Origin of the sequence: Actinacidiphila paucisporea (assembly GCF_900142575.1) — a bacterium.
Classification (GTDB): Bacteria; Actinomycetota; Actinomycetes; order Streptomycetales; family Streptomycetaceae; genus Actinacidiphila; species Actinacidiphila paucisporea.
On the sequence record NZ_FRBI01000003.1, the window covers coordinates 100,342 to 112,750 of the forward strand.

A 12,409-nucleotide genomic window follows, 5' to 3' on the forward strand; every position below is an offset into this window, starting at 1 on the left:
TCCCACGGCGGCTACTCTCCCGCATATGCCAGAGGCAAGTCAAATGCCCTGGTCGGGGATACCGGTCGCCAAATCGCCCACTGGGGCGGCCACATGGGGCTCCTCCACGGGCGACCTGGCGGACATGTCGCCGGGAGCGGTTTCGCCCGCCCGGTGCATCATCATGGGGGCGCCGGCCTGACCGACCTTCGGGGGCCGCCCGCAGCCGGTAGCCCAGCTCACCCCTTCATCTCGCCCGCCGGGCCCTCGCAGAGACGGCCCGGCAGGCCTTGGGCATTTTTGGTGGAGCGGCTGGGGATGAGCCAGCCCGCCGTCTCCAAGCATCTGCGGACGCTGCGGGACGCGGGACTGGTGACCGTCACCGTCGACGCGCAGCGGCGGCGGTACCGGATACGGGCGGAGCCGCTGGCGGAGTTGGACGCCTGGCTGGCCCCGTATCGGAGGCTCTGGAACGAGAGCCTGGACCGGCGCGCTTCACCCTGGGGAGGGCCGCCGGCCGGGCACTGAGCCCCCGGCACCCGGCAGGCCGCGTGTCGCGCGGGCCGGCGACGGCGGTGACCGGCCATCGGGACGGTGACCACCTACGGCCCTCGGCATGGCAGACTCGGGGCCGACGTACTACAGAACTGTAGACGGTGCTCCGGCAGCGGTGCCGGGACGGGACGGGGGCGCGGGTGAGTGCCTGGGTGCTGTTCGCGACGGTGTTCGTGGCGTGTGCGGTGGAGGCCGTCGAGGCGCTGACCATCGTGCTGGCCGCCGGGACCAGCCGGCACTGGGGGTCGGCCTTGCAGGGCACGGGCGCGGCGCTCGTCGCGCTGGCGGCCACCGTCGGGGCGCTGGGGCCGGCCATCGGGCTGATCCCGCTGGGCGGGCTGAGGTTGGTGGTCGGCGGCCTGCTGCTGGTCTTCGGGTTGCAGTGGCTGCGCAAGGCGGTGCTGCGCGCGTCGGGGCACAAGGCGCTGCACGACGAGGAGGTCCGCTACGCCAAGCAGGTCGCCGCGGCGGAGGCTGCCGAGGCGGGCGGGCGCGGGGCCGTACGTGACTGGTACGCCTTCACGCTGTCCTTCAAAGGGGTCTTCCTCGAAGGACTCGAAGTCGCCTTCATCGTCGTCACGTTCGGCACCAACCAGCACGACGTGCCGGTCGCGGTGCTGGGCGCGGTCGCCGCGGTGGCGGTCGTCGCGGGCGTTGGCGTCGCGGTGCGGGCACCGCTCGCCAAGGTGCCGGAGAACACGATGAAGTTCGCCGTCGGCACGATGCTCACCGCCTTCGGCCTGTTCTGGTCGACCGAGGGCACGGGCGCGGACTGGCCGGGCGCGGACGCGGCCCTGCTGGTCATCGTCCCCGCCGTCGCGATACTGGCGGCGGGCTGCGCCGCGCTGCTGCGGCGCCACGGCGCGACGGGAGCGGCGGCATGAAGCGGCGGCTGCGCGCCTTCTGCGCCTTCTGGTACGACTTCGTGGTCGGCGACGACTGGCGCATCGCGCTCGGCGTCGTCCTCGCACTGGGCGCCACCGCGGGGTTGGTGGCGGCGGGCGTCAACGCGTGGTGGCTGCCGCCGGTGGTGGTCGTCGCGCTGCTCGCCCTGTCGCTGCGGGGCGCGACCCGGCGCTGAGCCGCCGCCTGTCGCGCCCGACCTCCTCGACCGCCTCTCGACCGCCTCTCGGCGGCCGTTGGGGCGGGCGGTAGGGTCGGGGGCAGCTGGGGAGCTGACGTGGACAGGTGTGACGCATGGCGCCGGACGCAGTTTCCCCCTTCTGGTACGACCGCCCCGCCCTGCGCTGGGCCGACGGTATCCCCCTCGGCAACGGGCGCCTGGGCGCCATGGTGTGGGGCGCCCCGCACGAGCAGCGGTTCTCGCTCAACGAGGACACCTTCTGGTCGGGCCCGCCGACCGCCGAGGTCCCCACCGTGCCGCCGGGCCTGCTCGCCGACGTGCGCGCCGACCTCCGCGCGGGAAGGCATGTCGCCGCCGGAGAGCGGCTGAAGGCGGCGCAGGGGCGGAGCGCGGAAGCCCCGCAGCCGGTGGGCGACCTGGTCCTGCGGACCGGCGGCGGGACGGACGTCGAGCCCCTGCGGCGCGAGCTGGATCTGCGCGCGGGCGTGGCCCGCCAGGTCACCCGCCACCTCACGCAGGAGGCGTTCGCGGACACCGCGACCGGCCTCCTGCTGATCCACCTGCGCACCGACGACCCCGCCGGCTTCGACGCCGAGTTGTCCTGGCACACCCCCCAGCGGCGCAGCCGCGTACGCCCCTCGGGCGACGACGGCCTCGCGCTGCTGCTGACCGCGCCCTCGCACGTCGGCGACGACGCCGACCGGCGGCCGGTGATCGAGCACGGCGACCCGGCGACTCCCGCGGCCGCCCTGGTCCGCGTGCGCAGAGCGGACGGCGAAGTCGCCGTGGACGGCGACCGGTTGCGGCTGACCGGGGTGCGTACGTGCACCGTGCTCGTCGACGTACGCACCGGCTTCACCGGCGGTGACCGCGAGGCATGCCTGCGGCGGGCCGCCGGCGCGATCCAGGCGGCCTGGCACCGCGACTGGCCCGCGCTGCTCGGCGCGCACACCGCCGAGCACGCCGGGCACATGGACCGCGTACGGCTGCGGCTGCACGACGTGCCGGAGCCGGCCGCCGCGCCCGTCGACGTACGGCTGCGCGCCTCGGCGTCGGGTGACGGGCCGCGCGACGAGCACCTCGCCCCGCTGCTCTTCGACTTCGGCCGCTACCTGCTGCTCGCCTGCTCGCGCCCCGGCACCCAGGCCGCCCACCTCCAGGGCCTGTGGAACGACTCCGTGACCCCGCCCTGGCACTGCGACTACACCGTCAACATCAACACGCAGATGAACTACTGGCCCGCGGAGAGCACCGCACTGCCCGAATGCCACCTGCCGCTCATCGACCTCGTCACCGAACTCGCCGACGCCGGCACCGGTGTCGCCCGGACCCTCTACGGCGCCGGCGGCTGGACCTGCCACCACAACACCGACCTGTGGCGGGCGACGTGGCCCGTCGGGGACGGCAACGACGACCCCGTGTGGTCGCACTGGCCGCTCGCCGGCGCCTGGCTCTCCCTGCACCTGGCCGAGCACTGGCGGTACGGCCTCGACACCCGCTTCCTGCGCGAACGCGCATGGCCCGTCGCCGCGGGCGCCGCCCGCTTCCTGCTCGGCGTGCTCACCGAGGACGCCGAGGGCTACCTCGTGACGGGCCCCGCCACGTCACCCGAGAACCGTTTCGCGACGGCGGACGGGCCGGCGTCCGTGGACCTGTCCACGGCCATGGACCTCACGCTGGCACGTGAACTCCTCGGCTTCCTGGTGGAGTCCGCGACGGCGGCAGGTCCCGCGGCCGATCCCGCGCTGCTCGCCGACATCGCCGCCGCACTGCCGCGACTGCGGCCGCTCGCCGTCGGCAGCCGCGGCGAACTCCTCGAATGGCACATCGAGCGGCCCGAGACCGAGCCCCACCACCGCCATCTCTCGCACCTGGTCGGCCTCTTCCCCGGCGCCGCCCTCACCGACCCGGCCCTGCGGGCGGCGGCCCGCCGCAGCCTTGAGCTGCGCGGCGACGAGGGCACGGGCTGGTCCACGGCGTGGAAGATCGCCCTGTGGGCCCGCCTCGGCGACGGGGCCGCGGCCCACCGCATGCTCGGCGTGATGCTCCGCCCGGTCGAGACCGACGCGGACGGCGGCGGCGTCTACCCGTCCCTGCTCTGCGCGCACCCGCCCTTCCAGATCGACGGCAACTTCGGGGCGACGGCGGCCCTCGCGGAACTCCTCGTCCAGTCCCACACCGACGTCCTCGACCTCCTCCCCGCCCTCCCCCCGTCGTGGCCCTCCGGCGAGGCCACCGGCCTGCGAGCCCGCGGCGCCGTCACCGTCGACCGCCTCACCTGGTCCCACGGCGCCCTCCACTCCGCGGTGTTGCGCGCCGCCCACCCCACCACCCTCACCGTCCGCTGGCCGTCCGCCACCCGCCACCTCGCCCTCCCGGCCGGCGTCCCGTACTGCCTCGTCCCCTGAACCGAGCCCGGACGGGCCCCACCGGACGCGCGAACCACCGCCCGCCCGACTCACCACCGGGAGGGGGGTTCGGACAGACCGAACCCCCCTCCCGGTCGGCGACCGACGCCCAGCCCGTCCACGAGTGCCGGCGCCCCGGGGCGGTTACCCCTCGAAGCGGAAGCTTCGTACGCGCTGCTCGCCGTGGAGCACGAGGCGGACCTCGTGGACGCCCGCCGGGGCGGCGAGTTCGGTGGCGACCGTGGTCCAGGCGTCGTTGGTGGTGGAGGGGATGGGCAGCGTGCACAGGAGGGTCGGGCCCGCCCACAGCGTCAGGTGGGAGGGGGCCGCGGAGGTGCGGGAGACCTCCGCGGTGAACGACCGCGCGCCCGTGAGGGAGAGGGCGCGGTAGCGCAGGGTCGCCGAGTCGGCGCAGGGGGCGACGGCGTCGCCGTCGACCAGTTCGATGTCGGCGTAGTCGTCGAAGTCGACCGCCCGGACCACGGCGCCGAGGCCGCGCGGCGCGGGCGCGGGCCCGTCGACCGTCAGGGCCGCCGACAGCGGGAGGTCCGCCGCGGAACGTCCCGCCAGGACCTCGTACGCACCGGACTCGACGGCGAAGCCGCCCGACGCCACCGACCAGTGCGCCAGCGCGTCGGCCACCGCCAGCGGGAAGCTGACGGAGGTGGACGCGCCCGCCGCGAGGCGCACCTTGCGGTAGCCGGCCAGCCGCAGGAGCGGCGCCTCGTAAGCGGCCGCGGCGACCGCCCGTACGTAGAGCTGGACCGTCTCGACGCCGCTGCGCGGACCGCGGTTGGTGATGGTGACGGTCGCCGTCACCGTGCCGTCCTGCGGGGTCGGGGAGTCGGACAGCGCGAGGTCGGTGAGGGTGAAGTCGGTGTAGGACAGGCCGTGTCCGAAGGCGTAGAGCGGGGCGGCGCGGTGGTACTGGTAGGTCCAGCCGGCCTTGATGATGTCGTAGTCGAGCCGCGCGGGCAGCTCGTCGTCGCCGCGGTACCAGGTCTGGGGGAGCCGGCCCGCGGGGTCGGCCTCGCCGAGGATCACCGAGGCCAGGGCGCGGCCGGTCTCCTGGCCGCCGTGGGAGGTCCACAGCACGGCGGGGACGTGGGCGTCGGCCCAGTCGACGGCGTAGGGGTAACTGCTCATGACGACGAGCACCGTCTCGGGCCGCGCGGCGGCGACTTCCCGCACCAGCGTTTCGTGCGCGGGCGCGAGGGCGATGCCGGCCCGGTCCTGCGTCTCGCGCCCGTTGATGTGCGGGTCGTTGCCGACGACCAGCACGACGGCGTCGGCCCCGGCGGCCGCGGTGACGGCCTCGGCGACGCCGTCGCGTACGACCGTACGCGTGAAGTGCTCGGCGTCCTCGACCCGTTGTGCGGTGACGGTCACCTCGCCACTGGTCGGGTCGACCACGGCGTAGCGACCCGTGCAGACGCACCGCAGCGCCTCCGTGCCGTCGCCGACCGGCTCCAGCCCGAAGGTCTCGTGGACGTCCCAGCCGGCGGGCTGTACGCGGTCGGCGGCGAGCGACTGGTCGGCATCGACGAGGCCGGCGTAGCGGCCGGTGCGCGCGTTGCGCAGGGTGAGGACGCCGAGGTCCCAGTCGAAGAGGTCGAACTGGGCCGCCTCGTCGTCGAGTCGGGTGTCGGCCACCACGAGGCGCGCGTCGGCGCCGGCCGCGGTGAGCAGCCCGCCGGTGGAGGCGGCGCGCAGCACGACGCGGTCGACGCCCTCGACCACGACGGTCTCCCCGCCGCGGGCGTCGACGGCCGCGCGCAGGCCGTCCGCGGCGGTGACCCGGTAGGGCATCGTGCCGCTGTACCAGTCCTCGAAGAGGCTGTCGGCGAGCGGCCCGACGACCGCGACCCGCCGCCCCTCGACGGCGAGCGGCAGCAACGCGCCGCCGTCCGCGGCCCCGGCCGCAGGCGCGGCCGCCGCGTTCTTGAGCAGCACGATCGACTCCGTCGCCGCCCGCAGCGCCAGCGCCCGGTGTTCGGGCGAGTCGACCACCTCCCACGGGGTGTCGCCGAACGGCCCGCGGCCCGGGTCGAATTCGCCGAGCCGGAAGCGGATCGACAGCTGCCGCCGGACGGCCCGGTCGATGTCGGCCTCGGTGAGCAGGCCGCGGGCGACGGCCTCGCTGATCCGGCCGAAGGTCGTCCGGGTGTCCTCGCCGTGGTCGGTGAAGGAGTCGATGCCGGCCTTGAGGGCGGCGGCGTGCGAGGTGGCGTGGTCGTCGAAGTAGTGCTCCAGGTCGACCAGGTTGGACGGCGCCTCGGCGTCGCTGACGACGAAGAGCTCGTGGCCGGTGGGGAGCGCCCAGCGCCGCAGTTCTGTCTCCAGCAGCGGACTGACGTGGCAGGGGCGGCCGTTGACCAGGTTGTACGCGGCCATCACGCCGGTCGCCGACCCGGTGGCGACGGCCTGCCGGAAGGCGGCGAGATCGTATTCGTGCAGCACGCGCGGGCGTACGCTGGACGACGTCGTGTAGCGCTCGTCCTCGTTGTTGTAGGCGAGGAAGTGCTTGAGGATCGGGGCGGTGCGCAGCCGCTCGGGGTCGTCGCCGGACATGCCGCGGCAGAAGGCGTCGCCGAGGCTCGCGGACAGCAGGGCGTCCTCTGAATAGCCCTCCTCGTTGCGGCCCCAGCGCGGGTCGCGCAGCAGGTTGACCACCGGGGCCCAGGCCTGGAGGCTGTGCCGCCCGGTGCCGTGGGCGGGCTTCCTGTGCTGGTGGAAGGCCCGCAGTTCGGTCGAGGTGGCGGTGCCGACGGCCCGCAGCAGCTCGTCGTCCCACGTCGCGCCGAGGCCGACGGCCTGCGGGAAGGTGGTGGCGGGGCCGAGCCAGCCGACGCCGTGCAGCGCCTCGGTGCCGGTGCGGAAGGGCTCCACGCCGAGCCGCGGGATCGCGGGACCGTACTGGTGCAGCATCGCGATCCGCTCGTCGGGCGTGAGCCGGGACAGCAGGTCCTCGACGCGCTCGGCCAGCGGGCGGGCCGGGTCGCGGAAAGGCAGCTGGTCCACGGGCGGCTCGGCGGGCAGCTCGGCGGGCACGGAGACGGTACTCACAGCGGGGAACCCCTTGCAGAGTGCGGCGTTGGGCCGGTGCCGGGCACCGGAGAGCGGGACGTGCGGAGCCGGGTACGCGGCGGTACGCGGCCGGTGCGGAACACGGACGTTGCGGTACGCGGCCGGTGCGGGCCGCGAATCCCGTACCCGCACCGCCAGGTGAAACGCTTCGACGCTGACATGTGCATCGCGGCCGTGTCAACCATGTCACCGCGACTGATCGTTACACCGCCCGAAAACGATTACGTGCCCCAACTCCCCTCCCTGACCAGCTCGTATGGCTCGACCAGCGCAACTGCCCCGTCCACGAACTGGTCCTGCGCGACCCCTTGTCGAACGGATAGGCCGTGGCTAGTCTCGCCGCTACGTCGAAGCGCTTCGATTGATGCGGACGGCATCCCGTCGCTGCGACGCCAGGACTTCTCCCACCTGCACGACGCTCGTCACGGAACCTCTCAGGCGAAGGGCCGCCCCATCATGAGCATCGAGTTGAACCGCAGATCCTTGGTGAACGGCGCGGTCGCCGTCGCCGGCGCCGCCGCCATGTCACCGCTGCTGTCCGCGTGCGGCGGTGGCGGCGGCAACAGCGCGACCCGGCGCAAGGGCGGTACGAACAGCAAGAAGGGCGCGGCCGCCGCACTGCCGACGTACGTCGCGAGCACCGCCGTGCAGGCGGACATCCCCTCGACCACCGGTTCCGGCAGCGCGGTCACCGACCCCGGCATCCTGAAGTACCCGGCCAGCCCGGTGAAGTCGGTCGCCGAAGTGCCGGGCGCGGGAGGCCACTACACCGCGCTGACCCCGCTGTGGGGCACCATCCCGGCGGCGGGCAACTCGTTCTACCAGGCCATGAACAAGGCCCTGGGCGCCACGTTGACCATGAAGCCGGCCAACGGCGTCACCTACGCCAACACGATCCCGACGCTGACCGCGGCCCGCAAGCTGCCCGACTGGGTGCAGCTGCCCGGCTGGTGGAACGCGCAGTTCAAGGTCGGCGAGCTGTGCGGCACCCAGCTCGCCGACCTCACCCCCTACCTGGCCGGCGACAAGGTCAAGCAGTACCCGAACCTGGCCGCCCTGCCCACCGGCGCCTGGACGGCCGGCATGTGGCAGGACAAGCTCTACGGCATACCGAGCTTCGCCAGCGGATTCGGCCTGCCGGGCCAGTATTTCTACCGCGGTGACGTCTTCCGCTCGAAGGGCATCAACGCCGACGACGTCAAGTCCTGCGACGACCTGCTGAACCTGGGCAAGGAGCTGACCGACGCCAAGGGCGGCGTGTGGGCCTTCGACGACCTGTGGCCGTACATCTTCCAGATGTTCGACTTCTCGTACAAGTTCACCGTCACCAACGGCAAGCTGGTGCACAAGTACGAGCAGCCCGAGTTCATCGAGGCGCTCAACTGGTGCCACAAGGTCGCCAAGTCCGGTTACGTCCACCCCGACGCGCTGGCGGGCAACAACAACGACGCCAAGACCCGCTTCTACGCGGGCAAGGTACTGATCACCGCCGACGGCACCGGCGCCTGGAACGAGGCGGACGCGCTGGCCGGCATCGCGGCGAACAAGAGCTACCGCCGGGAGTCCTTCAAGCCCTTCTCCGCCGACGGCACGAAGCCGCCGCGGCTCTTCCTCAACCCCTCCGCGGGCGAGTTCAGCTACCTCAACGCCAACCTCAAGCCGGCCCAGATCCAGGAGTGCCTGCGGATCGCCAACTACCTGGCGGCGCCCTTCGGCAGCGCGGAATACACCCTGGTCAACTTCGGCGTGGAGGGCACCGACTACACCATGGGCGCCCACGGCCCGACGCCCACCAAGTCGGGCATGGCAGACGTCCAGGCGCAGACCTTCCCCTTCCTCGCCACCCCGGGCAACGTCATCTCCAACCCCGACTACCCGGACGTGACCAAGGACCACTGCACCTGGAACTCGCTCGCGGCGACGTACGCGTACAAGCCGGTGTTCTGGAACATGAACATCACCGTGCCGCAGCGGTACGCCACCGCCGACGCCGCGCAGGCCGTCGAGGACACCATCAAGGACGTCTACCACGGCATCAAGCCAGTCTCGGCCTTCCAGGACGCGCTCAGCACCTGGAAGGGCAGCGGCGGCGGCGACGCCCTCGTCCAGTGGTACCAGACCACCGTCATGGACAAGCTCGGCACCGGCCAGTAGGTCAGGCCGGACGCATCACCGAGGAGGAACGATGGTGTCGACCGTCGCCGAACAGGGCGAGGACGAGCAGGACAGCAGCGACCGCCCGGCCGGCGACGGGGGTGCCGGCCGTACGACCGCGAGCAGCGCGGGCACCGCCCCACAGGTCGACCGGCTCAACTGGCGGGTCCGGCTGCGCCGCGACAAGTCGCTGATCCTGATGACGCTGCCCGCCGTGGGCCTGCTGCTGGTCTTCAACTACCTGCCGATGGTCGGCACCATCACCGCCTTCCAGTACTACGACCCGCTGGACGGCATCCGCAACAGCCAGTGGGCGGGCCTGGCCAACTTCCGCCAGCTGTTCGGCGACCCGCTGTTCTGGCACGCGATGGAGAACACCCTCTACATCAGCGCCGTCCAGCTGGTGCTGTTCTTCCCGATACCCATCCTGCTGGCGCTGCTGCTCAACTCGGTGCTCAACTCCCGCATCAGGTCGGTGGTCCAGGCGATCACCTTCCTGCCGCACTTCTACTCCTGGGTGCTGGTCGTCACCCTCTTCCAGCAGATGATCGGCGGCGCGGGCCTGCTCAACCAGTTCCTGCGCCAGCACAACGCCGGCACCTGGGACTTCATGACCAACCCGCACACCTTCTCGCTGCTGGTCACCTCGCAGGTGGTGTGGAAGGACGCCGGCTGGGGGATCATCGTCTTCCTCGCCGCGCTGTCCGCGATCGACCAGAACCTCTACGAGGCGGCCGCGTCCGACGGCGCCGGTCGCTGGCGGCGGCTGTGGCACATCACGCTGCCCGGCATGCGCAGCGTCATCGTGCTGATGCTGGTGCTGCGGCTGGGCAACGCGCTGTCCGTCGGCTTCGAGCAGCTGCTGATCCAGCGCTTCGCGGTCGGCCACGACGCCGCCGACGTCCTGGACACCTTCTCCTTCTACTACGGCATCGGCACCCAGAACTACAGCTACGGCGCCGCCGCGGGCATCTTCAAGAGCGTGATCTCGCTGCTGCTCATCTGGGGTGCCAACAAGCTGGCCCACCGCTTCGGCGAGGACGGACTGTACCGGAAATGACCACCCTCACCGCACCTCCCGTCCGCGGGCGCAGCCGTCCGCGCAACCCCCACCGGCCCGTCTGGGAAGAGCCGCCCACCGCGGCCGGCCAGACCGCCAAGGGCCTCACGCTCGGCACCGTGGTGCTGCTGATCATCGTCCCCGTCTACTGCGTGGTGCTGACCAGCGTCTCCACGCCGGGCGCGATCAACCGGGCCGGCGGCCTGGTCCTGGTCCCCGACGGCATCACCTTCGACCCGTACACGACGATGCTCAGCGGCGGACCGGTGCGCCGCGCGCTGGTGGTCACGCTCGCCATCACCGTGGTCGGCACGGCCATCTCCATGGTCGTCTCGGTGCTGTGCGCCTACGGCCTGTCGCGCTCCCGGTCGCTCGGCCACCGCTTCCTGCTGATGCTGCTGGTCCTCACGATGTTCGTCAGCGGCGGCCTGATCCCGACCTTCCTGGTGGTCAGCGAGCTGGGCGGCTACGGCAAGTACTGGTCGCTGATCCTGCCGAGCGCGGTGAGCGTCTTCAACATCCTGGTGCTGCGCAGCTTCTATTCGAGCACCGCCGCCGAACTCATCGACGCGGCACGGATGGACGGCGCGAGCGAGTGGCGCATCCTGTGGTCGGTGGTGCTGCCGACCTCGCGCGCGGTCACCGCGGTCATCACCCTCTTCTACGCGGTCGGCTACTGGAACACCTTCTTCAACGTGATGCTCTACATGCCGGCCGACAGCCAGAAATGGCCGCTCCAGTACGTGCTGTACGAATACGTCAACCTGGGTATGAACATGCCGGGCCAGGTGAATTCGGGCTTCGGCGTGTCAGGCCACTCGCAGACGGCGCCGCTGTCGCTCCAGATGGCGGTCGTGGTGCTCACCCTGCTGCCGATCATGCTCGTCTTCCCCTTCATGCAGAAGCACTTCGCGAAGGGCATGCTTACCGGGGCGATCAAGGGCTGAACCCCCACAAGGCAGGGCCGGTCCCGCACGCCCATCCCCCGCTGCGTGACGGGACCGGCCCCACAGAACCGAACCAGCAGCACGAACGAAGGGTTCACCAGCATGGTGACACTGGCTGAGGTGGCCAAGCACGCGGGCGTCTCCGCGAGCACCGTGAGCTACGTCCTCAGCGGCAAGCGCTCGATCTCGACCCCGACGAGGGAGCGGGTCGAGAAGGCGATCAGCGAACTCGGCTACCACCCAAACGCCGGCGCCCGGGCGCTGGCCGGGAAGCGGTCGCACATCATCGCGCTGGTCGTCCCGCTCAGGACGGACGTCTACGTGCCGATCATGATGGAGATCGCCATCTCCGTGACCGTCGCGGCCCGCAGCCACGGTTACGACGTGCTGCTCATCACCAACGACGAGGGCCCCGAGGGCCTGCGCCGGGTCGCGGCGAGCGGCCTGGCCGACGGGGTGATCCTGATGGACGTCGAGCTCGACGACGCCCGCATCCCGGTGCTGCGCGAGACCGGTACGCACGCGGCGCTGATCGGCCTGCCCGCCGACTCCCGCGGACTGGCCTGCGTGGACCACGACTTCGCCGGGGCGGGCGCGCTGTGCGCCGAGCACCTCGCCGACCTCGGCCACCAGGACATCGCCTTCATCGGCTACGCACCCGGCGTCTACCAGCGGCACGCCGGCTATGCCGAACGGACGCTGAGCGGCTTCCGCGAGCGGGCCGCCCAGCGCGGGCTGCGGGTGCTGCACCGGCCCTGCGAGGGCAGTTACGAGAGCACTGCCGGCGCGCTGTCCCGCATCCTCGCCGACCGCCCGGACACCACCGGCTTCGTGGTGCAGAACGAGGGCGCGATCGGCCCGCTGCTGAGCCTGCTGCGCACCAGCGGCCGGGTCGTGCCCGAGGACGCCTCGGTCGTGGCGCTGTGCCCCGACCCGCTGGCCGAGCAGTATTCGCCGCGGCTCACCGCCGTGACCGGCCCGGCGCACGAACTCGGGCGGCAGGCGGTGGAGTTGGTGATGAACCGGCTCGACGACCGGCCCACCGCCGAGGTCAGCCTGCTCACCCCGGTCCTCACCCCGCGCGAGAGCAGCGGCCCGGCGCCGGTCCGCTGACCCGGCCCGCCCACCGATCCCC

General features: G+C 72.4%; 9 protein-coding genes. 8 read left to right on the forward strand and 1 reads right to left on the reverse strand.

Features of this window, described 5'->3' with window-relative positions:
• Window positions 1-93 precede the first annotated feature (93 nt).
• From BUE44_RS39725 to BUE44_RS06535, 4 genes are all read left to right on the forward strand, one after another.
• Entirely contained in the window at window positions 94-507 is a 414-nt protein-coding gene (locus BUE44_RS39725; RefSeq protein ID WP_079189534.1) for an ArsR/SmtB family transcription factor, read from the forward strand.
• A gap of 167 nt (window positions 508-674) precedes the next feature.
• Complete coding sequence (locus tag BUE44_RS06525) at window positions 675-1,418, forward strand: hypothetical protein (protein WP_073494783.1); 744 nt, start codon at window positions 675-677, stop codon at window positions 1,416-1,418.
• Window positions 1,415-1,615: a hypothetical protein gene (locus tag BUE44_RS06530; protein WP_073494785.1), complete on the forward strand. Its 201-nt coding sequence runs from the start codon at window positions 1,415-1,417 to the stop codon at window positions 1,613-1,615. The genes BUE44_RS06525 and BUE44_RS06530 overlap by 4 nt, the downstream gene beginning before the upstream one ends.
• A 116-nt stretch (window positions 1,616-1,731) precedes the next feature.
• Entirely contained in the window at window positions 1,732-4,026 is a 2,295-nt protein-coding gene (locus BUE44_RS06535) for a glycoside hydrolase family 95 protein (RefSeq protein WP_073494787.1), read from the forward strand.
• Between the two features lie 144 nt (window positions 4,027-4,170).
• Here BUE44_RS06535 and BUE44_RS06540 read toward each other — a convergent pair whose 3' ends face one another.
• Entirely contained in the window at window positions 4,171-7,092 is a 2,922-nt protein-coding gene (locus BUE44_RS06540) for a glycoside hydrolase family 3 protein (RefSeq protein ID WP_235001937.1), read from the reverse strand.
• 477 nt (window positions 7,093-7,569) lie between these two features.
• On the opposite strand from BUE44_RS06540, the gene BUE44_RS06545 reads away from it, so the two are divergent.
• The 4 genes from BUE44_RS06545 to BUE44_RS06560 all read left to right on the forward strand — a co-directional run bounded on the left by BUE44_RS06545 (window position 7,570) and on the right by BUE44_RS06560 (window position 12,387).
• Window positions 7,570-9,267: an ABC transporter substrate-binding protein gene (locus BUE44_RS06545; RefSeq protein ID WP_073494789.1), complete on the forward strand. Its 1,698-nt coding sequence runs from the start codon at window positions 7,570-7,572 to the stop codon at window positions 9,265-9,267.
• A gap of 31 nt (window positions 9,268-9,298) precedes the next feature.
• The gene (locus BUE44_RS06550; protein WP_079189536.1) at window positions 9,299-10,327 is read left to right on the forward strand and encodes an ABC transporter permease; all 1,029 of its coding nucleotides are present in this window, start codon (window positions 9,299-9,301) and stop codon (window positions 10,325-10,327) included.
• Complete coding sequence (locus BUE44_RS06555; protein ID WP_073494791.1) at window positions 10,324-11,274, forward strand: carbohydrate ABC transporter permease; 951 nt, start codon at window positions 10,324-10,326, stop codon at window positions 11,272-11,274. The genes BUE44_RS06550 and BUE44_RS06555 overlap by 4 nt, the downstream gene beginning before the upstream one ends.
• 102 nt (window positions 11,275-11,376) lie before the next feature.
• Window positions 11,377-12,387 (forward strand): LacI family DNA-binding transcriptional regulator, encoded by a 1,011-nt coding sequence (locus BUE44_RS06560; RefSeq protein ID WP_073494793.1) that lies wholly within the window; start codon window positions 11,377-11,379, stop codon window positions 12,385-12,387.
• Window positions 12,388-12,409: the final 22 nt, after the last annotated feature.

Excerpts from the sequence above, each read along its gene's own strand:
- BUE44_RS39725 (WP_079189534.1), top strand. The coding sequence starts at position 94 with ATGGGGCTCCTCCACGGGCGACCTGGCGGACATGTCGCCGGGAGCGGT.
- BUE44_RS06530 (WP_073494785.1), top strand. The coding sequence starts at position 1,415 with ATGAAGCGGCGGCTGCGCGCCTTCTGCGCCTTCTGGTACGACTTCGTG.
- BUE44_RS06535 (WP_073494787.1), top strand. The coding sequence starts at position 1,732 with ATGGCGCCGGACGCAGTTTCCCCCTTCTGGTACGACCGCCCCGCCCTG.
- BUE44_RS06545 (WP_073494789.1), top strand. The coding sequence starts at position 7,570 with ATGAGCATCGAGTTGAACCGCAGATCCTTGGTGAACGGCGCGGTCGCC.
- BUE44_RS06550 (WP_079189536.1), top strand. The coding sequence starts at position 9,299 with ATGGTGTCGACCGTCGCCGAACAGGGCGAGGACGAGCAGGACAGCAGC.
- BUE44_RS06555 (WP_073494791.1), top strand. The coding sequence starts at position 10,324 with ATGACCACCCTCACCGCACCTCCCGTCCGCGGGCGCAGCCGTCCGCGC.
- BUE44_RS06560 (WP_073494793.1), top strand. The coding sequence starts at position 11,377 with ATGGTGACACTGGCTGAGGTGGCCAAGCACGCGGGCGTCTCCGCGAGC.